The organism is Ruegeria sp. CH6, assembly GCF_056537005.1.
Map to the genome: position 1 here is coordinate 713,813 of NZ_JBQFQS010000001.1, position 25,226 is coordinate 739,038.

21 protein-coding genes are annotated in these 25,226 nt (G+C 55.5%); 5 read left to right on the top strand and 16 right to left on the bottom strand.

What is annotated here, in order from left to right; all coding sequences use genetic code 11:
* Nucleotides 1-6 precede the first annotated feature (6 nt).
* The 3 genes from ACR0CW_RS03630 to rocF are packed head-to-tail and all read right to left on the bottom strand — an operon-like array spanning nt 7 to nt 2,897.
* Nucleotides 7-1,050, bottom strand: a complete 1,044-nt coding sequence (locus ACR0CW_RS03630; protein ID WP_170332922.1) for an ornithine cyclodeaminase — start codon at nt 1,048-1,050, stop codon at nt 7-9.
* A gap of 6 nt (nt 1,051-1,056) precedes the next feature.
* Nucleotides 1,057-1,977, bottom strand: coding sequence for a citrulline utilization hydrolase CtlX (gene ctlX, locus ACR0CW_RS03635; RefSeq protein ID WP_480786845.1), 921 nt, complete (start codon nt 1,975-1,977; stop codon nt 1,057-1,059).
* A complete protein-coding gene (gene rocF, locus ACR0CW_RS03640; protein WP_480786846.1) occupies nt 1,977-2,897 on the bottom strand; it encodes an arginase in 921 nt (306 codons plus the stop codon). Before rocF ends, ctlX begins: the two co-directional genes overlap by 1 nt.
* 86 nt (nt 2,898-2,983) lie before the next feature.
* On the opposite strand from rocF, the gene ACR0CW_RS03645 reads away from it, so the two are divergent.
* Nucleotides 2,984-3,412: an Lrp/AsnC family transcriptional regulator gene (locus ACR0CW_RS03645; RefSeq protein ID WP_155138610.1), complete on the top strand. Its 429-nt coding sequence runs from the start codon at nt 2,984-2,986 to the stop codon at nt 3,410-3,412.
* A 157-nt stretch (nt 3,413-3,569) separates the two neighbouring features.
* Nucleotides 3,570-6,179: a bifunctional lysylphosphatidylglycerol flippase/synthetase MprF gene (gene mprF, locus ACR0CW_RS03650; protein WP_480786847.1), complete on the top strand. Its 2,610-nt coding sequence runs from the start codon at nt 3,570-3,572 to the stop codon at nt 6,177-6,179.
* Nucleotides 6,180-6,183: 4 nt separating this feature from the next.
* Here the strand turns inward: mprF and ACR0CW_RS03655 are convergent, their stop codons facing one another.
* The 6 genes from ACR0CW_RS03655 to ACR0CW_RS03680 all read right to left on the bottom strand — a co-directional run bounded on the left by ACR0CW_RS03655 (nt 6,184) and on the right by ACR0CW_RS03680 (nt 10,953).
* Nucleotides 6,184-7,761 carry an efflux transporter outer membrane subunit gene (locus tag ACR0CW_RS03655; RefSeq protein ID WP_155138606.1) on the bottom strand — a complete coding sequence of 526 codons (1,578 nt, stop codon included), beginning with the start codon at nt 7,759-7,761 and terminating at the stop codon, nt 6,184-6,186.
* 11 nt (nt 7,762-7,772) lie between these two features.
* Nucleotides 7,773-8,918, bottom strand: a complete 1,146-nt coding sequence (locus ACR0CW_RS03660; protein WP_170332928.1) for an HlyD family secretion protein — start codon at nt 8,916-8,918, stop codon at nt 7,773-7,775.
* Nucleotides 8,919-8,939: 21 nt separating this feature from the next.
* On the bottom strand, nt 8,940-9,302 hold the full coding sequence (locus ACR0CW_RS03665) for a DUF3302 domain-containing protein (protein ID WP_480786848.1): 363 nt from the start codon (nt 9,300-9,302) through the stop codon (nt 8,940-8,942).
* Nucleotides 9,303-9,337: 35 nt separating this feature from the next.
* Nucleotides 9,338-9,904: a disulfide bond formation protein B gene (locus ACR0CW_RS03670; RefSeq protein WP_480786849.1), complete on the bottom strand. Its 567-nt coding sequence runs from the start codon at nt 9,902-9,904 to the stop codon at nt 9,338-9,340.
* A gap of 15 nt (nt 9,905-9,919) precedes the next feature.
* A complete protein-coding gene (locus tag ACR0CW_RS03675) occupies nt 9,920-10,075 on the bottom strand; it encodes a DUF5993 family protein (protein ID WP_302478280.1) in 156 nt (51 codons plus the stop codon).
* Between the two features lie 116 nt (nt 10,076-10,191).
* Nucleotides 10,192-10,953 carry a DeoR/GlpR family DNA-binding transcription regulator gene (locus ACR0CW_RS03680; RefSeq protein WP_480786850.1) on the bottom strand — a complete coding sequence of 254 codons (762 nt, stop codon included), beginning with the start codon at nt 10,951-10,953 and terminating at the stop codon, nt 10,192-10,194.
* Nucleotides 10,954-11,206: 253 nt separating this feature from the next.
* On the opposite strand from ACR0CW_RS03680, the gene glpD reads away from it, so the two are divergent.
* Nucleotides 11,207-12,802 carry a glycerol-3-phosphate dehydrogenase gene (gene glpD / locus ACR0CW_RS03685; RefSeq protein ID WP_480786851.1) on the top strand — a complete coding sequence of 532 codons (1,596 nt, stop codon included), beginning with the start codon at nt 11,207-11,209 and terminating at the stop codon, nt 12,800-12,802.
* Between the two features lie 66 nt (nt 12,803-12,868).
* On the opposite strand, the gene ACR0CW_RS03690 is transcribed toward glpD, so the two are convergent.
* The 3 genes from ACR0CW_RS03690 to metG all read right to left on the bottom strand — a co-directional run bounded on the left by ACR0CW_RS03690 (nt 12,869) and on the right by metG (nt 19,176).
* Nucleotides 12,869-16,006: an efflux RND transporter permease subunit gene (locus ACR0CW_RS03690; RefSeq protein ID WP_480786852.1), complete on the bottom strand. Its 3,138-nt coding sequence runs from the start codon at nt 16,004-16,006 to the stop codon at nt 12,869-12,871.
* Nucleotides 16,007-16,009: 3 nt separating this feature from the next.
* Entirely contained in the window at nt 16,010-17,188 is a 1,179-nt protein-coding gene (locus ACR0CW_RS03695; protein WP_480786853.1) for an efflux RND transporter periplasmic adaptor subunit, read from the bottom strand.
* A 269-nt stretch (nt 17,189-17,457) separates the two neighbouring features.
* Nucleotides 17,458-19,176 (bottom strand): methionine--tRNA ligase, encoded by a 1,719-nt coding sequence (gene metG / locus ACR0CW_RS03700; RefSeq protein ID WP_480786854.1) that lies wholly within the window; start codon nt 19,174-19,176, stop codon nt 17,458-17,460.
* Nucleotides 19,177-19,432: 256 nt separating this feature from the next.
* Here metG and ACR0CW_RS03705 point away from each other — a divergent pair, with 256 nt between their 5' ends.
* Nucleotides 19,433-20,149, top strand: a complete 717-nt coding sequence (locus ACR0CW_RS03705; RefSeq protein WP_480786855.1) for an OB-fold-containig protein — start codon at nt 19,433-19,435, stop codon at nt 20,147-20,149.
* A 34-nt stretch (nt 20,150-20,183) separates the two neighbouring features.
* A complete protein-coding gene (locus ACR0CW_RS03710; RefSeq protein WP_480786856.1) occupies nt 20,184-21,857 on the top strand; it encodes a flotillin family protein in 1,674 nt (557 codons plus the stop codon).
* Between the two features lie 32 nt (nt 21,858-21,889).
* Here the strand turns inward: ACR0CW_RS03710 and ACR0CW_RS03715 are convergent, their stop codons facing one another.
* The 4 genes from ACR0CW_RS03715 to ACR0CW_RS03730 form a co-directional block, all read right to left on the bottom strand.
* Nucleotides 21,890-23,113 carry an MFS transporter gene (locus tag ACR0CW_RS03715; protein ID WP_155143787.1) on the bottom strand — a complete coding sequence of 408 codons (1,224 nt, stop codon included), beginning with the start codon at nt 23,111-23,113 and terminating at the stop codon, nt 21,890-21,892.
* An 80-nt stretch (nt 23,114-23,193) separates the two neighbouring features.
* On the bottom strand, nt 23,194-23,766 hold the full coding sequence (locus ACR0CW_RS03720) for a YceI family protein (RefSeq protein ID WP_480786857.1): 573 nt from the start codon (nt 23,764-23,766) through the stop codon (nt 23,194-23,196).
* 179 nt (nt 23,767-23,945) lie between these two features.
* On the bottom strand, nt 23,946-24,566 hold the full coding sequence (locus tag ACR0CW_RS03725; protein ID WP_480786858.1) for an ImuA family protein: 621 nt from the start codon (nt 24,564-24,566) through the stop codon (nt 23,946-23,948).
* 69 nt (nt 24,567-24,635) lie between these two features.
* Nucleotides 24,636-25,217: a retropepsin-like aspartic protease family protein gene (locus ACR0CW_RS03730; protein ID WP_170332949.1), complete on the bottom strand. Its 582-nt coding sequence runs from the start codon at nt 25,215-25,217 to the stop codon at nt 24,636-24,638.
* Nucleotides 25,218-25,226: the final 9 nt, after the last annotated feature.

A 25,226-nucleotide genomic window follows, 5' to 3' on the forward strand; every position in this document is an offset into this window, starting at 1 on the left:
GGGTTCTTATTTTGCCCGCATCAACATTCCATACAGGTCACGTGGATCGTCAGGGTCTGCAAGCATATCCAAAGGCTCAAAGAATTCAGTGCCTTCAATGGCAGTTTTGATATAGCGCAGCGCCGAAAAATCTTCGATCGCGAAGCCTACACTGTCGAACAATGTGATCTGTCGATCATCGGTTCGCCCTTTGGCCTGACCCGTCATTACTTGCCACATTTCAGTCACCGGGTGATCGTCATCAAGTGCCTGAATTTCACCTTCAATCCGTGTTTGTTCAGGATATTCCACAAAGATTTCGGATCGCAGCAGAATGTCGCTGTGCAGTTCGGTCTTGCCCGGGCAGTCGCCACCAATGGCATTGATGTGGACGCCGGGTCCGACCATGTTGTCCGTCAGGATCGTGGCATATTTCTTGTCAGCGGTGCAGGTGGTGATGATCTGGGCGCCTTCGATTGCCTCTTCAGCCGTTTTACACGGGACAACCGTGAGCCCTTTGCCTTGCAAGTTGGCCGCGCATTTGGCCGTGGCGTTGGCGTCGATGTCATACAGTCGAACCGTATCGATTCCGCACATTGCCTTGAATGCGAGGCACTGGAACTCTGACTGAGCCCCATTGCCGATCATCGCCATCGTAGTTGCGCCCTTCGGTGCGAGATAGCTGCCAACAAGTGCCGATGTCGCCGCTGTCCGCAAAGCAGTCAGGATGGTCATTTCGGTCAGCAGCGTAGGGTAGCCGGTGTAGACATCCGCCAGAAGTCCAAACGCTGTGACGGTTTGCAGCCCTTCCGAGGTGTTCTTGGGGTGGCCGTTGACGTATTTGAACCCGTAGGCCTCGCCATCCGAGGTGGGCATCAGCTCGATCACGCCATGGGGTGAATGCGCCGGAATGCGGGGCGTTTTGTCAAAGCTTTCCCAACGTTTGAAATCGGATTCGATCTGAGCCGCAATTTCGGTGATCACACGCTCAACACCGATGTGGTGCACAAGCTGCATCATGTTGTCGACGGAAACGAAGGGCACAAGGGCCTTGTCTGATGGTTGCATCATGCACTCCTATCGGCGCGAAAGGTGGATGCCGGCGATCATACACCGCACCGATCCACCTGCTGTTTCAATTGTGGGAACCGAGAGCGGCAGCGGCGTCGCGCTCGCTTCGATTGTTTGAATCTGTTCGGGTCTGAGCGCTGCAAGCGCGCGGCTGGAAAGCGCAAGGACCAATCCATCGCGTCCCGAGAGCTCGATTGCGTTTCCCGCGAATTCCGCAATCTGTTTGTGGCTGAGATCGATCACTGTTCGCCCGGATTCCTCCAGCCGGTTGCGAACAGTCTGGCGGCGTTCGGTGTCTGCAATCATATCCAGACAAATCAGGGCATAATGCGTTCCAATGCCCATGAGAACATTGGTGTGATAAACGTCACGACCATCAACGTCACGTGCTTCGAATGCGATCGGTTCATAGTTGAAATGCGTGCAAAAGCGTTCAAGCAGGACCGGGTCTGCGCGATTGGATTTGACCGTATAAGCAATGCGTCCCACATGGTCGAGCACCATCGCACCAGTGCCTTCCAGTGCAAGGTCATCTTGTTCCAAACCCGAATAGTCAATCACGTCCTGAACGCGGTACTCCTGTTTGAGCAGCTCGATCACATCCATCCGCCGTTCGCGCCTGCGTGAAGGGACGAACATCGGATAGATTGCTACATGCCCGCCATGATGGGTCGAAAACCAGTTATTCGGAAACACGCTGTCCGGCGTATTGTCCTGACCTTCGTCATCAAAGACGTGAACCGTGACGCCGGCCGAACGCAATTGCTCAACAGCGCGATCATGTTCATCCCGTGCAGCCATTGAGGTCGCTTCGACTGAGCGATTGGACAGTGTTTGAAAGGCATTGTCGCCATGCGTTTCGGGATTCGAGGTAAACGCATGTGGACGGATCATCACAACAGCGGGGGGTGCCTGAAGTGATAGCATCAGAAACTCCGTGTCGGGCGGTCAAAGATGCGACGGCCAAGCAACGATGCAGCCAAATCGACCATCAGCTTGGCGGTACGGCCGCGCTCATCCAGAAATGGGTTCAACTCGACCAGATCCAGCGAGCAGACCAGCCCACTTTCGTGCAGCAATTCCATGACCAGATGTGCTTCGCGCTCGGTTGCGCCACCGGGGACCGTCGTGCCAACGGCAGGTGCGATGGCAGGATCCAGAAAGTCCACGTCCAGCGAAACATGCAAAATGCCGTTGGCGGCGCGGACCTTGTCAAGGAATGCCAGCAGCGGGGCCTTGATCCCGTGTTCGTCGATGGTGCGCATGTCAGCCAGCATTGCACTGTCTTTTTCCAGTGCTGCGCGCTCTTCCGGGTCCACTGAACGCAGGCCAATCATGCCGACGCGGTCCGTAGGGACGTGCGCGGCAACTTTGGGAAACGCATCAAAGCCGGGTTGTCCCGTGAAATAGGCGACGGGCGTTCCGTGCAGGTTTCCGCTGCCGGTGCTGTTCGGCGTGTGAAAGTCACTATGGGCATCCAGCCACAAAACGAACAGAGGGCGATCGATCTTTTGGGCATGAGCGGCCATACCAGTAACGGTGCCCATCGATAGCGCATGATCCCCGCCCATGAAAATTGGGAGGCCTTGCGTTGCTGCTTCCTCTGCGGCACGGCTCAGGGCCTGCGTCCAACCCACACACTCAGGCAGAGCAAACAGATGTGAATGCTCGGGCATATCGACGACATCAGGTCGTGTATCGCCTAGATCTGTGACGGTGTGGCCCAAAGTTGCCAACGCTGCTTCGATACCTGCGACGCGATAGGCGTCGGGACCCATCCGGCAGCCCTGACGCTGTTTGCCGGCGTCCATCGGAGCGCCGATCAGAATGACGTTCTTTTTATCCATACGTTCATTTACCGGCTCAGCATGGGTTGCAGGAAGATAGCAAAATGTTCAAAATGAAACCCTCTCATGCAAATTGGAAAGCACATATGGACGATTTGGATAGTCGATTGCTCAGCGCTCTGCATCGGGATGCCCGTGCCTCGTTATCTGAACTGGCCGAACTGCTGGGTGTGACGCGGACCACGGTGCGCAGCAGGCTTCAACGATTGAAGCAATCGGGCGAGATCGTTGGCTTTACAGTGCTGACCCGCCGCGATGTTGCGGAAAGCCCGGTGCGCGGTCTCATGATGCTTGAGATCGAAGGGCGCGGAACCGAAAGAATTATGGCCAGAATAGCAGCCATGCGGCAGGTGCGGGCAGTACACACGACCAATGGCAGCTGGGACCTGATTGCGGAAATTTGGGCAGATACGCTGGCTGAACTGGATGAGGTTCTGTTCCAGATACGCCGGATGGAAGGGATTACGCGTTCAGAAACCAATCTGCTGCTGTCGACCCGCAAGGGCCGTTATTGACCTCTGCTTCTCAGTTCCTGTCCTTCCTGGCGTGCAGTGCTTTGAAGATCAACGAAATTGTGCCAAAGTTCGGTAACCGGCCGATTTGATTTCAGGGCATATTTTCTGCTGCGAGATCCATTGGTCCAAATGCGGCAGCAGGGCAGGGAAGCTCAATATGTCCATACAAGAGACAGGCGAAGAATCGCGAGCGGTGCGTTGGGTAGAACGCATTACCGAGTTGCTGGAGAAACCTTGGGTCAGGCTGGCAATTCCACTGTTGATCACGCTTCTCGCACTGACGGTGCTGCATGATCTGTCTGCGCATGTGAAGTGGGCGGATGTCAAAGCCGACATTGCAGGCACCTCATGGCGTCTGTTGTTCTTTGCCTTTTGCTGGACAGCTTTCAGCTTTTTGTCACTTTCATTTTACGATGTTTTCGCGGTTCAGAGCGTCGCTGAAGGAAAGGTGCCGCTGCCGGTCGCCGGAATGGCGGGGGCTAGCGGCTATGCGGTTTCGAACTGCCTCGGCTTTTCATACATAACAGGAACCGCCATTCGGTATCGCATATACGCATCTCTGGGGCTGGATCTGGGTCGCGTGGCCGGAGTGATTGCCACTTCATGGGTCGCATTCTGGATGGGATTGGTTCTGATACTGGGTATTCTGTTGACTACCCATCCAGACGGTATCTCGAAGGTGATGCCGATCAGTGAGATCACCGAAACCTCGATCGGTGTCGCCATGCTTATCGGTCTGGTTTCGCTTTTTATCTGGCTTTCGAGCGGCGGTCGCCGGCTTGCTTTCGCTGGGGTTGGTTTCAATCTTCCCGGAGGGCGTCTGGCTGGTTTGCTGACTGTCGCCGCCGTTGGTGACCTGTTCGGAGCATCCATGGCACTTTATGTGCTGATGCCCGATGATCTTGGTGTCGGCTACCCGTACTTTTTTACAATTTATATCGCGGCTATCGCGGTCGGCATATTAAGCCACGCACCGGGTGGTCTGGGGGTGTTCGAGGCGACGTTGATTGCCGGATTGGGCGCATCAGGGCGGTCGGATGTGATTGCTGCGTTGCTGCTCTATCGGGTGGTTTACACGTTTCTGCCATTTGGTATCGCAAGCGTATCCATCGCAGTCGCATCAGCATTGACCCAACGCCATAGGATCGGTGGGGCTGCAACATGGGTCTACCGGGTGATCCGGCCAATTGTACCGATGGTAGCAGCAGGTATTGCTGCAGTTGCTGGTGTGATCCTGCTTGTATCCGGCGCCTTGCCAGCCAGTTCGCAGAGTCTGGGTGCGTTGCGAGAGTTTCTGCCGCTGTCCTTTGTCGAAGCCTCGCATTTGGTGGGCAGTGCGGTCGGCGTGTTGTTGATCCTTGTGTCCCGAGGATTGTTCCGCAAGCTGTACCGGGCTTGGATCGTTGCCATGATCCTGATGCTGGCCGGTTTTTTTGCTTCGCTTGCAAAGGGATTGGACACACACGAAGCGCTCAGCATGTTGGGTACAATCGCGCTGCTCGCGTTGTTCAAGGGGGCGTTCTACAGGGTTAGCGGAGCATCAATCTTTCGTCTGAACATACCCTGGCTTGTCAGTGTCATCGCGTTGCTGGCTGTGATCTTTTGGGTCGGCTTGTTTGCCTATAAACACGTTGAGTACCAGAACGCTTTGTGGTGGGAATTTGCCTGGAATGGTGATGCGTCACGGTTCCTGCGATCCAGTCTCGTTGTTGCGGTGATATTGGGTGTCGTTGCCGTGAACTCGTTATTCGGGCGCGAAATCCCTCAGGTAAAGCGCACTGAAATTCCCGAGGTAGTTGAACGCCTTGTGATGGAAAGCGAAGACACCGAGGCGCAGATTTCCCTGACCGGTGACAAGCAATTCCTGATCTCCCCCGATGAAACTGCATTCATCGCTTACGCCGATACGGGCAACGCCCTGATCAGTAAAGGTGAACCAGTTGGTGAAGAGCATGCTGGTCAACAACTGATCTGGCAGTTGCGCGAGATGGCGGATCGCGAAGGAAAGCTCTGCGCATTTTATAGTGTGTCGACCAAGTATCTGCCCACGTTTCTGGATTTGGGGCTTTCGATCCTGAAGATCGGAGAGGTTGCCCGCGTTCCTCTTGAGGATTTCTCTCTGGACGGAAAGCCGCGCAAGCGTTTTCGGCAGGCCAAGAACCGTGCCGAGCGAGAGGGGTATGTATTCGAGATCGTTCCGAAAGAGAAATTGGCCCCAATACTTCCGGAACTGCGTCAGATTTCCGATGACTGGCTTGCCGGTAAATCTGGTGAGGAAAAAGGCTTTGCCCTTGGCGGCTTTGACGAGGAATACCTGTCTTACTTTGATCATGCGATTTTGAAGAATGGCGAAACGGGAAAGATCGTTGCATTTGCCAATCTGTTTCAGGGTGGAAACAAGTCAGAATTGTCGCTGGATCTCATGCGGTATGAGCCCGACAGCCCCAGCTTTGTTATGGATGCTCTGTTTGCGGAAATGATGGTCTGGGGATCCGAGCAGGGTTTCCACTGGTTCTCGCTTGGCGCAGCGCCTTTTTCGGGCATTGAAAATCGGCAGTTGGCTTCACTTTGGAACCGGATTGGCGGGTTCGTCTATGAGCATGGCGAGCAATTCTATCACTTTGAAGGATTGCGCTCATTCAAACAGAAATTCGAACCGGAGTGGAGCCCGAACTATCTAGCCAGCCCCGGGGGGCTGGCTGCACCGCGTATCCTTTACGAGGTGAACATTCTGATCTCGGGTGGTCTGCGGGGGCTGACGAAGTAAGCCTTCAGTTCAGGCTGGCGCGTGTTGGCGTTTCCTCTAGCAGGTCGCCCCAATCCGTACGGTAAGCCATTTCGGCAAGCACGGTCTCAGGCAGAAACTCCTGATTTTGCCGGATTTGCCAGCCGCCACCCAGTCCCTTGTAAACGGCAACCAGGTTGGCAGAAACCTGTTGCCTTGCCTCAATCAGATTGGCCTGAGAACGCAGCAGGGCGGTTTGCGTATTCAGAATTCTGGAATAGCTGGCGATGCCGTCACGATACTGGTCGACGGCGATGGCGGCCGCCTTGCGGGATGCATCGACACTGCGTTGATAGAACGTCACCTGCTTACGCGCCTCAGCATAGGCGACCATCGCGCTTTCCACCTCGGAGTAGGCGGTTAGAACCGTGTTCTGGTAGTTTGCGATCAACGCCTGATAGGCGGCGTCCTGTGCCCGGACGTTGTTCTGTATGCGCCCGTAGTTCAGCACGTTCCAGACCACCCCGGCACTTGCCAGACCCGTGTTGCTGTTCGAGCTGAACAGGTCGCGACCACCCGAAGCCTGAAGGCCAACAGAGCCAGACAATATGAATTGCGGATAGAGATCTGCCATCGCGATACCAACCTGTGCGGATTGGGTCGCTGCGGCCAACTCAGCCGCTCTGACGTCCGGTCTCCTGCGCAGTAGTTCAGCGGGAACGCCGACAGCGACGTTAGATCGTGCGGTTGGAATGCGGCCGTAGTTACCCAGCAGGTTCGTCATGCGCGACGGAGTTGCGCCAAGTAGCACCGCAAGCGCGTTCTTGGCTTGCTGCAGGTCGCTTTCAATCGTCGGCACCAAGGCTTTGGTGTTGTTCAGCAGGGCGGTTGATTCCTGCACGTCCAATTCGGTCGTAACACCGTTGTTGAAGCGGAGTTGTGTGAGATCTGCGGATTCCTGCTGCAACTTTATGTTCTCGCGTGCGATCGCGAGTGACTCCTGCAAAGCGCGGATATTGATGTACAGCGCAGCGACGTCCCCGGTAAGGGTAACGAGCGCATCGTCATAGTTGGCAACCTGCAAGGCCAGATTGGACCGGGCCGCCTGAACACCGCGTCGCTGTGCGCCCCAAACATCAAGCTCCCACTGTGCGTCAAAGCCGACTTGTGAGGTCGAGAATTCTGTGTCCAGCGGGATGATCTGCCTGATGTCCGAAACCGGTCCAAGGTTGTCACTTATCTGGCGGCGTTGCAGTGATCCGCCGATCGCTTGGGATTGAGGGTATAGCTCTCCAAACGCGATGCCCAATTGAGCGCGGGCCTGAAGCACGCGAGCGCCTGCCACTTGCAGTGTCAGGTTCTGAGCGTAAGCCTCGGCAATCAGCTTGTTTAGCGTTGGATCGTTGAATGTCTCCCACCACTTCACAACGGGCGCGCTGCGAGATGTCAGGCCGCTGCTCTGGCTAGCGCTTGGGCTGTTTACTTCGATCCACTGTTTTACCACAGGTGAGTTGGGGCGGACAAAATTCGGACCAACAGGGGCACAAGCAACAAAGATCGACGCACATAGGGCCGTTCCCATAAGCCTTCCAAACAGATGCTTCTTGGAATTGGGCCATTTCATAGTGCGCATCCTCAGATATCCAGTGGTCGGATGAAGTTGGCGAATGAGTAAAGCCGCATGTTGATACGGCGCAGAAACTCAAAGCTTTGACCGCGACCGGTGTAGATCGCGACCGCCGCGTGGCCACCTGCCGGGAAAGTGTGGCCCTCAGGCACGTCGACCGTAATCTGTACCGCAATGCGTCCGGGTAGCTTGGGGAGTTCAAAGCCTGGCAGGCGGCCAGATGGCAGATATTGACCCTGTCTGGTGGCCCACCAGATCGCCTCGACCTTGCCGTTCAGAATCTCACCGGGATAAAGGTCCAGTGCGACTTCAACCGGTTGGCCGGGTTCCACGAATTTCAAGTTTTGCTGACGGAAGGTGGCAAGAATATAGGGCTCGTCTTCAGTTACGAAACTGGCGATAGCACCCAAACGAATTTCGCCTACAACGAGACCGGGTCGGGCCTGTTGCGATACGATCATCCCGTTCTCAGGGGCGTATATCGTTGTATTTTCTAGGAAATATTCAGCTTCTTCCAGCTGAGTCTGTGCCTGAATGATCCCGGTGTTTACACCATCGATCTGTGAAGCCAGTGCGAGGTTCGCTTTTTCCAGATTGGCTTCGGCCTCTTTTACCTGTGCCTGATCCTCGGCGACCTGCTCATTCCAACGATCAAGCTCATCCTGTCGCGCACCACCAGCGGGGACCAGATTTTCATACCTTGCCTTTTGAGTCAGGGCATAGGCGAGTTGCGCATTGGCACGTTCGATAGACTCAGTCGCCGCAATCACATCTTGTTCCAGAATTTTGGCGTTCTGTTCGGCGGCTACCAACTGGGCTTTGGCATTGTCTACTGCCAAAGAGAACACGGTATCGTCAAAGCGATACAGCGGTTCTCCCTTGGTGACCCATGTGTTTGGCTCCACCAGAACTTCGGTCAAAAGGGTTGGCTGCGTCAGTCTCGGGACGATCTGGATGGTCGAGCGAACTACGTGGCTGTCGGCAGAGAAGGGCTGAAAGAAGCGCAGTGCCACCAGAAAGATCAACAGCAAATGCGCACCTACCCAGAATGAAACAACACCCCAGGTGATGTTGAATTTCAGCCATTGTGCCTTGAAGAAAATGAACCAGACAAAAATTATGTAGAACAGCGTGATGCCGAGGGCCATGAACATGTTGTTTTGTTTCCTCTGGCCTTAGCTCTGCTCTGTGTCGTCGGTGTCGAGACGATCCCGGTACTCAGGCCTTACTTTGCCGCCTAAGCGTTTGATTTCATCCCGAATTGCGTCGCGCTCATCATCCGGCATACGCCTCAGATCAACAGTGACCCCATCATGGAAAGCCCACATAAAGGCGTGCACCCACGGAACAACGGCCAGAAAGCCCATCCATCCCATGATCTTGACGGCCTCAGCATGAGGATGATTGCGTTTGATAGCGATCCGCCCCGGCAATCCCATGAGGAATAGAAACAGCGCCATGACGGCTGCCAGAAGCAGGATCAGCGCCACGAAAGTCAGGTAGTCATAGTAGCCCAGCGGCTGCCCCAATAGTCCCATCTACGTGCCTCCTTGTGGGAAGGTTGAAACCATCCTCAATTGTTGTTGCCCAGTTCGTCAATGAGTTTGTAGCTGGTCGGCGGGTCAGCGCAAACTGTTGGGCCACATTCGATCAGTGTGGAGACCGCATTCAAAGCAGCTAAACCCAGCATGATAAAGAATGCGACTTTTGCCAGTGTGCTACCGCCAAAGCGCTGTTCTGTTGATCCGTTTTCATATTGCTTCTCGAACATCAGCATGATCGAGGTGCCGAGCAGGATCAGAAAAAAGCAGATTGCAGCCCAAGTGTAATAGTGCAGCCCCAAAACGGGAGATCCATAGTGTCCGGTTCCCGGGACGATGTGCAAAAGGATTTGGCGAACGGCAACGCTCACTCCGAACAGTGCACCCAACAGCATAAGTGCATAGTGCCGAGCCCGGGCCCCATAAAGCAGATTGAGGCCGAGGCCGACGCCCACCGCAACAAAACCAACCCGCTGTAGCAAGCACAGGGGGCAGGGCAGTTCATAGAGCTTGAGCTGATAAAAGTAAGCCAGCGCAAGGACCAGGCTTACGGCTAGTGTTCCAAGCGCGTTCAGTGTGCGGGACAGTTCAGGTGTCATGGTCTTGTCCCTCGCTTACAACTGAATGGTAAGTTGGCTGGTGGCGTGGTACTTCAGCCAGTACACACTCAACGCCAGCGTGATAAAGAATATGGTATTGGCTATTCCGGTTCTTCCAAAGTAGTTCAGCCCCATAACGGCTGTAAGTAACGCAAACAAAAGCGCTATCATGGCCCGGTCCCTCCCTCCCGTGCAACGATTGCAATATGGTTTGATACTGTCAGTTGCGCCGCCATCTGGCAAGAAAGGCGTTCGGGTACTCGCGCTAAATGAGAAGTTTCAAGGAGCTATTCGCAAAGAACCAGACGCGTCTTCCACTCACCGCATTGGCTTGTCAGTTCGGTCGATAGCGGAAGATCGGTGTAGAATGCGCTGACTTCAGAAAGCGATCCGATGCGCGCGGGCGCGGCGCGGTGAAATTTGGAGTTGTCCGCCACAAGGCAGGTCTGCCGCGCCTGGGCAATGATGGTTTGGCTGACATGGACCTCCTGAAAATCGAAATCCAGCAGATCACCCTCAGCATCAAGTGCTGAGCATCCAATAATGGCATAGTCGAATTTGAACTGTTTGATTGTGGAAACGGTTAGGTTTCCCATCAAACCTCCATCAGATCTTCTTAGCACCCCGCCCGCTACAACGATCTGACAATCAGGGTTGGCGACCAGTATGTTGGCGACGTTCATATTGTTCGTCACGACCATCAGGTTTTTATGGTTCAGCAACTGCTTCGCGACGGCTTCGGTCGACGTGCCAATGTTCATGAAGATCGAAGCGCCATCCGGGATATCGGCTGCACATTTCGCTGCAATCCGCGATTTGGCATCTTCGTTCAGTTCGCGACGATCTTCGTACCCAATATTCGAGACACCGGATCGCAGGACCGCGCCTCCGTGAACCCGATCCAGTTTGCCGGCCTCTGAAAGCTCTGAAAGATCACGGCGGATGGTCTGAACAGTTACGCCAAACATATCCGCCAGCTCTTCGACCGCGACGCGTCCGTGTTGCTTGGCGATTTCCAGAATGTCGGACTGGCGAAAGGAAAGGGACATGTAGGGCTCCGGTGAAACATTCACCTGTTCGTTTTTGTTCTTTTCTCAGAAGAATTCAATGATTTGTTTCGTCACTACAGCGAGCGATTTGATGGCCTTGATCAATCCAGATGCTAATCTCAAAGCTCGTTCAGGTATTTTCGATCTGATGCTTGCACTCATGAAAACGAATAAAAGCGAAAATATAAGTTGACGATACGAAGGTCTGTAAGGTTAATGCTCTCGACCTCTCTCAACAGAAGAATCGAGTTCCATGGAACAGCCAGATACCCGAATTACCGACCTTTTTATTATCGGCGGTGGGATCAACGGATGCGGGATCGCACGCGATGCAGCTGGTCGCGGATTGTCGGTCACATTGGCCGAGATGAACGATCTGGCGTCAGCAACGTCTTCGGCATCAACCAAGTTGTTTCACGGTGGTCTTCGTTACCTCGAATATTTCGAGTTTCGGCTTGTTCGTGAGGCATTGATTGAGCGGGAAACTCTGTTGCGCGCAATGCCCCATATCAGCTGGCCAATGCGGTTCGTTCTGCCCTACCACGATGACATGCGGTTTGACTCGCATACGCCGACTTCGCGACTGTTGAGCACCGTTATGCCTTGGATGCATGGTCGGCGCCCGGCTTGGTTGATCCGTTTGGGACTGTTTCTTTACGACCATCTTGGCGGTAGAAAAATATTACCAGGCACCAAATCACTTGATCTGCGGAAAGAACCCGAAGGCGCTCCGCTGCAGAACAAGTTTGAAACTGCTTATGAATACTCCGATTGCTGGATCGAGGATTCACGGTTGGTCATACTGAATGCACGGGATGCAGAAGCTCGCGGCGCAGAGATCCTCGTGCGTACCGAAGTACAATCCGCTGAGCGCGTCGATGATCTTTGGCATGTGACCATTCTTGATAAGGACAGCGGCGATACACGCTTGGTTCGTGCCCGGATGCTGATCAACGCGGGTGGCCCTTGGGTCGGCGATATCATCCAGTCCAAAATTCGCGTGAATTCGCGCGAGGGTGTTCGGTTGGTTCGTGGCAGCCATATCGTGACCCATAAGCTGTTCGATCACGACAAGTGCTATTTCTTTCAGGGTGAGGATGGCCGCATAATCTTTGCAATCCCGTATGAGCAGGATTTCACCCTTATTGGCACGACCGATCAGGATCACGAAAACCCCTCTGAACCACCGGTTTGCACCGAAGCAGAACAGGACTATTTGTGTGCCTTTGCAACAAAGTACTTTGAGCGCCCTGTTACACGCGAAGATATCGTGTGGACCTATTCTGGTGTTCGCCCGCTGTATGACGACGGGGCGCATAGCGCGACAGCGGCCACCCGCGATTATACGCTGAAGGTAGATTCTGCTGGCGGGGCGCCGGTGCTAAACGTGTTCGGTGGTAAGATCACGACCTATCGCCGCCTAGCTGAAAGTGCGCTCGAGAAAATAGCCGAACATTTCCCTAACTTGCCCGGCCCTTGGACGGCAGGCGTTTCTCTGCCGGGCGGCGACTTTCCCGTTGATGGTGTCGCGCAGCTGACGAATGACCTTCTAACTGACTACGGCTTTCTTGACCAATTCTGGGCGAACCGATTGATCCGTGCTTATGGCACTGAGGCGCGGTCAGTTTTGGGTAACGCGCAAACTGTCGGGGATTTGGGTGAAGATTTTGGCGCGACGCTTACCGCTCGCGAGCTGGAATGGCTTATGGACAAGGAATATGCGCGGACAGCAGACGATGTCGTCTGGCGGCGCAACAAGCTGGGTTTGCGGTTGAGCCAAGAAAAGATAGCAAGAATTCAGGCATGGATGGGCGAGCATCACATCAATGCCGTTGCAGCTGCCCAGTAAGCTGAGCCAGACAAAAGAAAACGCCCCGCGAATTTCGCGGGGCGTTTGGCGTTCTACTCCTGCGCTTTAAGCGGCTTCTTCGGAAGGACCAGAGCCCTTGTTGCTGCCTTTCAGCCATTCGCGCATCCCCTGCATCACTGCATAAAGTACGGGGACAAGAATGACACCAAACAACGTTGCAGCCAGCATGCCGCCGAATACGGCCACACCGATGGCCTTTTGGCTGGCGGCACCCGCGCCACTGGCAGCCAGCAGCGGAACAACGCCCAGCAGGAAAGATAAAGCCGTCATCATAACCGCACGGAAACGCTGATGAGCAGCCTCGGCCGCGGCGTCTTTGATGGAGAGGCCATGAGCGCGTTGCTCCATCGCGAACTCGACGATCAGAATCCCGTTCTTGGACGCAAGTCCCACAAGCATGATCATACCGATCTGCGTATAGAGGTTGATGTCACTTCCGACGATCGCAACCGCTGAAACAGCCCCGAACAGGGCCACGATCACCGATAGCAGGATCGACACCGGCATGGTCCAGCTTTCGTATTGGCCGACAAGGAACAGATACCCGAACAGGATCGCCAACCCGAGGATCACAACAACCAGACCACCCGATGCCAGCTGCTGCTGAGCGGTCCCGGTCCACTCAAAGGCATATCCGGGGGGCAGGGCGGTTGCAGACTCTTCCGTCATTACGCTGATCGCGTCGCCTGTCGACAACCCTTCTGCTGGAACGGCGGTTACCGTCGCAGAACGGAACAGGTTGTGCCGTTTCAGCAGAACCGGACCCAGTACATTCTCAACATCGATCAAAGTCCCAAGAGGAACCATCTCGCCTTTTGTCGAACGTACATAGAGGTTTGAGATATCCTCGACATTGTCGCGATAAGAGCCTTCCGCCTGTATCATCACGCGATAGACGCGGCCAAACAGGTTGAAGTCATTGACGTAATAGGAACCCAGTTGCGCCTGCATAGTCTGAAAGATCTCAGCCACGGACACCTGAAGCGTCTTTGCTTTCTCACGATCCAGATCAACGAACAGCTGCGGAACGTTTGCGCGGAAGGTCGTATAGGCCTGACCGATCTCTGGACGCTGGTTCGCCGCATAAACGAAGGAACCAACGGCTGAGGCAAGATCCTGAGGCGTACCACCACCGGTTTGCTGAACCTCCATTTCAACGCCAGCAGACATACCGAGACCCTGAATCGGGGGCGGGTTGAACGCGACAATGGAAGCTGCGGACTCTCCGTTGGCAATTGCCAGAACCTTACCAAGGATGGCATCGGCACTTAGATCTTCCTCCTGCCGATCATCCCAGTTTTCAAGGTTAACAAAGATCGCCGCACCATTGGTGATGGTCCCGTTCAGCAATGAGAAACCGTTGATCAAAACGGTACTCGAAACGCCCGGAATCTGTTGGATCTGCTCATCAACCCGTGCCGAAACCAACTCGGTTCGTTCCAGTGTGGCAGCATCCGGCAACTGGATGTCGACGAACAGATAACCGTTGTCCTCAAGCGGGAGGAAGCCGCTGGACGTATTGGACATGATGGTCACGCCGCCGAATGCGAAGGCCGCAATGATCCCCAGCGAGACGACGGGTATGATCAGCAATTTTCGGACGATGGCCACATAACCGCTACGCATTGACCCGATGAAGCCTTCGAACACAGCCAACAGCCCTTTGGGAGGGCCGGACCGTGCCTGTAGAACCAGTCCGCACAAGGCGGGTGAAAGGGTCAGCGCGTTAATCGAAGAGATCACAACCGCGGTCGAAATCGTGACGGCGAACTGCGAATAAAGCCGTCCTGAAATGCCGGGCATGAAGGTAACAGGCACGAACACAGCCAGCAAAACCAGCGTGGTCGCGATCACAGGCCCGGTAATTTGGCCCATTGCCTTACGAGTTGCTTCGGCCGGTGGCAGACCTTCATCCGCAATGATGCGTTCAACGTTTTCGACCACAACAATGGCGTCGTCCACCACGATACCGATGGCCAGAACCAGAGCGAACAATGAGATCGTATTGAGCGACATTCCAAACAGCAGCAGGAATGCAAATGTACCGATCAGTGATACCGGGATCGCAACCGCGGGAATGATGGTCGCGCGCCAACTGCCCAAAAACACAAACACGACCGAAATCACCAGAATGAACGTCAGGATCAGGGTTGTGACAACGTCATTCAACGATTGCTCGACAAAGTCCGTGGTATTGAACGGGACCTTGTACTCAACGTCAGTTGGGAAGGCGCGAGACAGACGCTCCAACTCGGCCTGAACGCGGTCGGACACTGCAAGTGCATTGGCGCCGGGGGCCTGATAAATGCCGATGACTGTGGCAGGAACACTTTCGAAATATCCAGAGGCTGCATAATACTCGGCACCAAGCTCGACTCTGGCGATGTCTCGGACACGTACGATTGAGCCAGCGTCACCTGTCCTGATCACGATGTCACCAAACTCGGTCGCAGATGTCAGACGCCCTTTGGTCTTGATCGTGTACTGGAATGTCTGTCCTTCAGGTACCGGAGGAGCGCCAATGGAACCTGCAGACACTTCGATATTCTGCTCCCGAATAGCGTTGATGACGTCCCCAGGTGTGATCGATAGGGCCGCCATCTTGTCCGGGTCCATCCAGATCCGCATGGCGTATTCCAGATTGGTCAGAACATCCGCTTTACCAACGCCCTGAACACGCGCCAGCGCATCCTTCAGGTTGATGGACGCATAGTTCGACAGGAATACACTGTCATAGGTACCGTTCGGCGATGTCAGTGTGACCAGCAACAGCATGTTGGTCGACGCCTTTTGCGTCACAACGCCTGAAGCAGTCACTTCGCTGGGCAGGGACGACATGGCTTGCGCCACACGGTTCTGCACGTTCACCGAGGCGATATCAGGGTCGGTGCCTACTTCGAACGTGATGTTCAGAGAGTAGGAACCGTTGTCTGACGAGGTAGACGTCATGTAAATCATGTCGTCCACACCGTTGACCTGCGCCTCAATCGGCGCGGCGACCGTGTTTTCAACGGTTTCAGCGTTCGCCCCGGTATAGGTGGTTGTTACACTTACCACAGGCGGGGTGATGTCAGGGAATTGGGCGACGGGCAGTACCAAATAGCCGATGCCGCCCATGATTGTCAGGACAAGTGAGATAACAAGCGCCAGCTTAGGCCGGCTGATAAACAGGGCAGAGAACATCAATTACTCTCCCGGCTGCTCAGAAGCGACGACCGCGTCCACCGCTACGCCTGGACGTACGCGCTGTAGCCCTTCGACGATTACGCTTTCGCCCTCACGCAGGCCATCGGCAACAATTACGGCAGAGCCCACTGTGTCGCCAGTGGTGATATAGCGCTGTTCAACCATCTGCTTATCATTGACGACCAGCACGAATTCACCCCGCTGATCACGCTGCAGAGCGGCTTGAGGAATAAGGACTTGCAGTGTCGGCTCCAGCGCTTCGATACCAACGCTCAGGAAAGCTCCGTCGATGATCAAGCGCTGCGCGTTGTCAAACTCAGCCCGCACAGTAATTGCGCCGGTCAGCGGGTCGATGCGGTTGTCGACAAAAACAATACGGCCCGTTTCGTCCAGTTCGGTACCGTTGGGCAATGTCACATGAACGTTGGGACTCTTGTTGCTTTCCGCCAGCGAAGCCGCGCTCTCTCCGTATTGCTCAAGAACCGACGTGAACTGCTTTTCGTTCAGTGAGAAATTCACATAAATCGGGGCTTCGCTGACCAGATTGACCAGAGGTGGATTAGTAGGGCCGACCACATCACCAACACTGGTCGCTACCCGACCAATGCGTCCATCGAATGGCGCGTGAATTTCCGTATAGCTCAGATCCAGCTGAGCTTGCTGGATGGCAGCATTTGCTGCTTTGACCTCGGCCTCGGCAACAAGTTCGTTGGCGCGCGCGATGTCACGCTCGGATTCCGGGGTCGCGTCTCGCTTGTAGAGTTCTTCTTTTCGGGCAAGATCGACTTTGGCCAGTTCCAGATTTGCTTCGGCGCGGTCCAGATCTGCTTTGCGCGCCTCAAGGTTGGCCTCGTACAGATCGGGTTCGATCGTAAAAAGCAGATCGCCTTCTTTGACCAAAGCGCCGTCATCGACATTCTGGCTTTCCAAAAAGCCGCTTACACGGGCAACGATGTCGACCTTGTCGATAGCCTCTGCACGTCCGATGAAAACGGCTTCGTCGGTAATCTCCTCAGAGTAAGCTGCTGCAATTGAAACTTTGGGGGGAGGAGCCTCGCTTTGGTCTTGCGCCAAAACCGGTTGCGCCAGTCCGATGCAGGAAAGTACTGCGGCGCGTCTGAACAATGTCGTGATCGCGCCGTTATGAGAGGAAGTTGAATGCTTCAATGCAAGGGACATGGCAATTGCCTCGTTCAAACTACAATCGTTGCGTCGAAGCGGAGTTATCGAAGAGCCGAGTCGACGGAATTCTTAGGCAGGATGGCTGTTTTGCAGTCATATCTCAAGCATTTGAATTTGTAGTTGTACAAGAGATTGCGCAGATTTCCCCGCAGCTTGGCAGACTTAAGCTTGTGCCGACACGAGGCATTGACGTCTGTGCCATACCCTTGAACGAAAGAATGGGGGTCTGAACGACCCCCATTCTTTGCATTTAATCTGGTCCGAACTTAGCTGCGCTGACCGGCAAATCGGCTTTGCCATTCCTCACGCTGCTCATCGGTAATTTTGGCGAACAGCACATCCGGCACAGCAAACTCGTGGCCGGCGGGCAGGGCGGACAGTGCGGCGGCAACATCGTCCGGCCAACTGGTGTCCAGGGTATTCATCGCGCTTAGCATTCGGGCCGAGGTTTCGGGAATGAACGGTGCGCTCAGTACTGCGTAAAGGCGGATCAGGTTCAGGCCCAGGCGCACTTGCGCAGCGGCCTGTTCCGGATCTTCCTTGAAGGTCGACCACGGCGCAGCGGCCTGAAGGTATTCATTGCCCGCGACCCAGATTGCCCGCAGTTCCTGCGCCGATTTACGGACCTCCATCGCTTCCATATGCCCCTCGTAGGCGCGGACGCGTTTGGTCAGTTCGTCGATCAGGGCTTGCTCACGCTCGCCATAAGCACCACCCTCAGGGACAGCTTCACCGAACTTCGACCGGCAGAACTTGGTGATCCGGCTGACGAAGTTGCCCAGAACGTCCGCAAGATCCTTGTTCACCGACTGTTGGAAGTTCTCCCAGTTGAACTCGCTGTCGCTGCTCTCGGGGGCATGGCTCAGCAGCCACCAGCGCCAGTAATCGGCGGGCAGAATCTCCAGCGCCTGATCCATGAAAACGCCACGACCCTGCGAGGTCGAGAACTGGCCGCCGTCATAGTTCAGGTAGTTGAACGATTTGAGGTGATCGACCAACTTCCACGGCTCGCCCGATCCCAGAATGGTGGCCGGGAAGCTCAGAGTGTGGAAGGGCACGTTGTCTTTGCCCATAAACTGGACATAGCGCACGTCATCTGCACCTTTGTCGGTCCGCCACCAGCGTTCCCAATCGGCGTCAGTTTTGCCATTGGCGTCGGCCCATTCCTTGGCGCAAGCGATGTATTCGATGGGGGCGTCGAACCAGACGTAGAAGACTTTGCCTTCCATTCCGGGCCAATCCTGATCGCCTTTCTTAACTGGAACACCCCAGTCCAGATCGCGGGTAATCCCACGATCCTGCAGGCCGTCACCGTCATGCAGCCATTTCTTGGCGATCGAGGTGGTCAGGATCGGCCAATCGCTCTTGCTGTCGATCCACGCGTCCAGCTGATCCTTCATTGCGGATTGACGCAGATACAGATGTTTGGTTTCGCGCACTTCCAGATCGGTCGAACCTGAAATGGCTGAACGCGGCTCGATCAGGTCGGTCGGGTCCAGCTGCTTAGTGCAGTTCTCGCACTGGTCACCGCGTGCGCGGTCATAACCGCAATTGGGGCAGGTGCCCTCGATATAACGGTCAGGCAGAAAGCGGCCGTCGGCGTTGGAATAGACCTGTTTCTCGGTGACTTCGCGGATCAGTCCTGCGTCGTCCAGCTTGCCCGCGAAATGCTGTGTCAGCTTCTTGTTCTGATCGCTGGATGAACGACCGAAGTGATCGAAGCTCAGGCCAAAGCGATTGGCGATGTCCGCCTGAATGCCATACATCTCGGCACAATATTCTGCGACAGGCTTGCCCGCTTTCGCAGCCGCAAGTTCAGCTGGGGTGCCGTGTTCGTCGGTAGCACAAAGGAACATGACCTCGTTCCCCCGGCCACGTTGGTAACGTGCGTACAGATCAGCAGGCAACTGCGAGCCGATCAGGTTGCCGAGGTGTTTGATCCCGTTGATATAGGGGATCGCCGAGGTGATGAGAATCCGAGCCATGTTCCGTATCCGCGTAACTGTCTGCGCGCCCGTCTACCTTATGTGACCGGCCAGCAAAAGCCCGGCTTTGGCACAGATGTTACTTTAAGCAGCGACACAGTGAAAAATTCACTGGATACGGGATTACAGATTGCAACCTGAATGACCCCCACACAACCCATAGGTTGAAGTTTAGAATCACAACCTCTTGAATTTTCGTCATGACTTCCCATCTAAACTGTATACCGATGTATACCAAAATAGGAACAACCTGCTGATGTTCGACTTTCTACTAGAGGGTGCTTTTGTGCCCTTTACAATGGCGCTTGCGCTTCTGTTCGGCCTTCTTGCGTTGGAACTGATCGCATTACTGCTGGGTGGAAGTCTGCTGGCAGGCGAGGCGGAAGCCGATCTGGACATGGTCGACGCCCCTGATTTGGATGTCGGTGATTTCGACCTGGATATCGATGCTGATGTCGATCTGGGCGATTTCGAATTGGCCGAGGTTGAGGTCGAAGCGCCCGAAACCGCTTCGGTAGGTCCGTTTGGTTGGTTGGGCATCGGAAAGATGCCCTTCATGATCTGGCTAGTCGTTCTATTGGCCGGATTCGGCCTGAGCGGTATGGGTCTGCAACTGGCGCTGCGCGATTTGGTGGGCTTTGACCTGCCATCCTGGCTAGCGGCAATTCCTGCAGGTGCATTTGGCCTTTGGTTTGCGCGAGGGTTCGGCGGAGTATTCGCTCGCCTGCTGCCCAAAACTGAAACCGAGGCTACGTCCGAACGGATGCTGGCCCGCCGCCGTGGTGTCGTAACCCAAGGCACCGCCGCAAGGGGCCGTCCGGCTGAAGTTCGCGTGACTGACCGATTTGGCAATTCGCACTACCTGCGCGCCGAGCCGTTGCAGGACAAGGATGCGCTGGCTCAGGGCACCGAAGTGCTTGTGCTGCGCGACCGACGGCGCGACCGGTTCGTTCTGGTCGGCTTGTCTGAATAACCAAAATTTCTAACCCCATCACGGAGGATATTGCATGGAACTTCCATTCCTTGCCGTCACAGTTGTGACCATTTTAGCGGTACTCTTGTTTATTGGCCTTGTGCTTGGCCGTCTTTATAAACGCGCGACCCGAGAAATCAGTCTCGTGAAAACCGGTGCAGGCGGAAAGAAAGTCATCATGGATGGCGGCGTAATCATCGTACCGCTGCTGCATGAAGTCAGCCCAGTCAACATGAAGACGCTGCGTCTTGAGGTTCAGCGCAGTGGCGAGGCCGCTCTGATCACCAAAGACCGTATGCGTGTCGATGTAGGCGTTGAGTTCTACGTCTCGGTCATGGCCACAGAAGAGGGCATCGCCCGCGCGGCCCAAACGCTCGGCGACCGAACATTCGACGTCGAGCAGCTGCGCGAGATGATCGAAGGCAAGCTGATCGACGGTTTGCGCGCCGTGGCTGCTCAGATGACCATGGACGGTCTGCATGAAAACCGTGCTGACTTTGTTCAAGAAGTGCAGAATGCGGTATCCGAGGACTTGCTGAAGAACGGTCTGTCACTGGAATCCGTCTCACTGACCGCACTGGACCAGACACCGTTTGAAGCTCTGGACGAGAATAACGCCTTTAACGCCGTGGGTATGCGTAAGCTGGCCGAAGTGATCGCCGTGTCCAAGAAAGAGCGTGCGCAGATTGATGCCGAAGCCGAGGTCGAAGTGCGTCGTGCCGCGATGGAAGCAGAACGCCAGAAGCTGCTGATTGAGCAGGATGAGGCACAGGCACGTATCGAACAGACGCAGAAGGTCGAAACCCTGCGCGTGGCGCAAGAGGCTGAGATTGCTGCACGGACCGAAGACTCGGTGCGGGAGACTGAGCGTGCCCGGATCGCCCGTGAAGAAGCCATTCGCGCGGCCGAAATCGAGCGTGAGCGTAAAATCCGCGATGCGGAGATCGCCAAAGAACGCGAAATCGAAGTCGCCGAGCAGGAGCGTCAGATCATCATCGCGCAGAAATCCGAAGAGGAAAGCCGCGCGCGTGCGTCTGCTGATCTGGCCCGTGCTGAGGCGACAAAGGCGACCGAAGCTGTGGCAACAGCGCGTCAGGTGGCTGAGGCCGAGCGTCAGAAGCAGATCGTTCTGATCGAAGCGACTCGTGAGGCCGAGCGTCAGGCGACAGCGATCCGTCTGTCCGCGCAGGCCGAGAAAGAGGCCGCTGCTGACCGTGCCGAAGCCCGTCGTGAGGAAGCGCAAGCCGAAGCGGACGCGCTTAACATCCGTGCCGAGGCGAAGAAGAACGACATGCTGGCCGAAGCGGAAGGTAAGCGTGCGATCGTTGAAGCAGATAATGCGCTGTCAGTGGATCAGATCCGGATGAAGGTCGATATGGCACGTATCGAAACCATGCCTTCGATCATCGCGGAAATGGTCAAGCCGGCCGAAAAGATCGACTCGATCAAGATCCATCAGGTTGGTGGCATCGGTGGGGCAAATGGCGGTGGTGCTGCGTCGAACGGTGACAAGCCAGTGGTCAACCAGGCATTGGACTCGATCATGGGAATGGCGGTTCAGATGCCAGCGCTCAAGAAATTGGGCGAAGAGCTGGGTCTGTCGATGGAGCAGGGCGTCGGCGGTATCGTCAACGGCGCACTTGAACCATCGGTAGAACAAGCGGAAGAGGCCGTGGTGGTTGAAGAGAAGCCACGGACTGAACACTAAGATGAAAGGGCCGGGATTATCTCGGCCCTTTTTTATCTGCCCTCACGAGAGCGTTTCAACAATCGACCGATCGTGAAGGATGTGCGGGGCGCGTAGACATAGTTCGTGCGCTCTTCCGGAGTTGGACGTGATCGCATCCGCGCAAGTCCAAAGATGATCAGGAAAACATGTCCCAGCGCTACGAAAGCGAACAAGGCGCCCGGGCCGAATTGCTGGATCAGTGTCGAGGAGATGTAGGGGGATGCGATAGCACCCAAAGCGTACCAGAACATCAGGGCGGCTGATAACTCGACCCGTTGTTCTGTCGTTGCAAAGTCGTTTGCGTGCGCCGAGGACACCGAGAAGATTGGGAATGTTGTAAAGCCGAACAGACCTGCTGCGAGCATAACACCCAGTGTACCGGTTCCGCTGGCGGCCATGGTAATCCCGCAACTCAGGACTGCGGCAATTGAAAGCCAGATCAATACCCAGCGACGGTCGTATTTATCAGCAAGCCAGCCCATCGGATATTGGGCCAAGGCTCCGCCCAGAACGAAGGATGCCAGGAAGAAGGCAATTTGATCCACGCCCAGACCGACCTCTTGTCCGTAAACCGGACCAACCATCCGGAAAGAGGCCGAACTCAGCGCGGCGACGATTACTCCGGCAACTGCCAGTGGGGAGCTGTGCCATGCCAGTTTCGGACGCAGACGTGGCGCATCAGGTGTCTCAGGCTGGCTGGCGCGGGTCAGTGTCAAAGGCAGGAGTGACGCGCAGCACAATATGGCGAGCAGATTGTACGAAACGTAGGATGCAGGCGGCAGAACGGCGATGATCAGCTGCGCCCCTAGAGATGCGCCCATATCGACGATGCGATAGGTGCCCATCGCTCGCCCGCGTGTTTCATTTGTGACTTTGGCGTTCAGCCACGCCTCAATCACCGTGTAGCTGCCAGCCACACATGTGCCTGAGGCGATACGCAGCGCTGCCCAGATATACGGGTTGTCGGTCAGAGTGTGTCCGATCAACCCCATCGCACCCAATGCCGTGCAAACAGCAAACGCCCGCGAGTGACCGACATTGCCCATCAGGCGCGGTGCCCACCAGCATCCGATGAAAAAGCCAAGAAAATGTGCCGACCCCAGCAGACCGATCTGTTCGGTCGAAAACTCAAGTGTCAGTCCCGAGATTGCATCCAGTGGTCCAACGCCGCCCGTCGAGAGCTGCAGCAAAATGACAGAAAGAAAAAGGGCGGCAAAGGAAATGATCGTGCGCATAACGGTCCCAGCTTGGCGGTATCGCACAGGGTTGCGCGCACCTAATCGACTTTATCGCGTCGTTTTTTGTCTATCACGGGTCAAGTCTGGCGCAAGATCTCGGCACGGATATTCAGACCCACGGTATCTTGAACCAGATCGGGATAGCCCGATGCGCCGAAATCATGCCGGTTTAGCGCCCCTTTGAGGTGAATGAAGAGTCGATCAAGGTCTTTCACGTCTGAACCTGATTGTCTGTACAGATTGGCCTGCAGGGTAATGGGGCGGGTGACACCGCGGACGGTGACATTGCCGGTGATGCTCGCCCCGTTCGAGATACGCCCTCCTGGTCCCAGCTGTATCTTGGTCGAGACAAAACGGATTGTTGGGAAACGTGCCGCGTCTAAAACGCTCGGGCTCAGCATGGGCATCTGTGCGAAGGGTAATTTGGTCCGTGCCTTTGCAACATTCATGACGACGTCTACCCGGCTGTTTTGCAGGCGGTTTGTGTCGATCCGAATGTTTGCTGATTGAATTGGCATGGTGCCGGTCTGCGCGACCCCGGAAAGATTGAATGAAAATGAAACAGTCGTGCCGGAAGGAACCAGAGCGTAAGGGCTGAGAGCAGCCTGCGCGACTTGCGCAACGGGCAACAAGGCTATGCCCGCGATCACGCTTCGGCGGGACAGTGCTATTTTACTGCCTTCTTTTTCGGGTATTTGGCCTCGCTGGGCAGTTGAGCGAGACTTAGGAAAGCGGTGAGTGGATATCGTTTGGCCCATGCCTGAACGCTAGGGCGCAGCGCAGGTCTTGGCCATTCACAAGTTCCTTCATCTTTGTGATCTTTATGCGGTCATACAGGCGTATCTTCAGTGGTGATCTGTTTGACCTGCAGGCTGGCACGAGGTTCCGTCTGGGTGGCCAGCCACGTGGCGGGGGGCAGGGCACGCGCGCGGCGACGGGTCAGAGTCCAGCTGGTGGCCTCGTTTCGATAGGTGGGGGCCATGTGCCAGCGCGTCTCGATCCCTTGCGCACCACCATCGCCGGGGGTCAGCAACAGGCCCAGCGGCGCTTGCCCCATCGTTCCGCCCTGTTCCGCCGCCAGATGCATCCGCCGAACAGGTGTCAGGGCCGGGGCTTCTGGCAGATCGCAAATGATCAGAGGCACTGCACCGCTGCGCAGCGCCTCCTCCATACACCACAATAAATCCTTAGCGTTTTGAGCGCGTGCAAACAGGAAGCGTGCCGGATCAGCAAAGGGGACCATGCCTTCGGGATTCAGCTTCTCCACCTCCCATGCTGGCGAAATCCACAAAACTTCTCTCTGCGTCTGGCTGGCCAGCCACATGGCAAAGCTGCGCCTTGCAGGTCCGCAGGCCTCATGCACGCGGCCCAGTTGCAATGTGATCTCATTATGCAGTTTAACCCCCGGCGCCTCACGCGCGGGTTTGCGGCCAAGAAGGTGTGCAGACATGTGGTTAGGATACATCGTTCACTTTTTGTTCTCAATTGGAAATCGAGCCTGAAAGCACAGGTCAGTTGCTTATCGAGACAGAACCAATCGGCCGTCAGCAAACTGAATGTTGGAAAATCGGTGCAGGTAATCCATGCCCAGCAGTGACTGATTCAGGTCACCTTCGTTAATCCAGGCAGAAACGTTGCTATCCGTGATCGGACCCAGCGTCAGACTGTCCAGGCGCACAGGAGCGGTGCGAACGACACCATTCGCAGTTGCTGCGCGACCGAAATAGTTCAACTGATCCAGATCGATACCAATGCGCTTGGCGTCCTGAGGGCTAAGCACGATCTGGCTGGCGCCAGTATCGACAAGAAAAGTAATGGGCTCACCGTTCACCAGCATCGGAAGATAGTAATGTCCGTCAAAGGAGCGCGGAACCTCGATCGTGTTGCCTGTCACTGCCATTTGCGGAGCAGGGCTGACGGTGGAACGAATATCCTCCCACAGGCCAACGAGGGCAATGACACCAACGAAGATGAAGACCCAGGCCATGACCTGCTGCATCGTCTTGCCCAAAGACTGACGATTTTGCGTAATGAACCAGAACAGCAGGGCTGCACCCAGCAGAACCAGATAAGTCAAACGCCCGAAATCGTAGCCATCCATACCGTCACC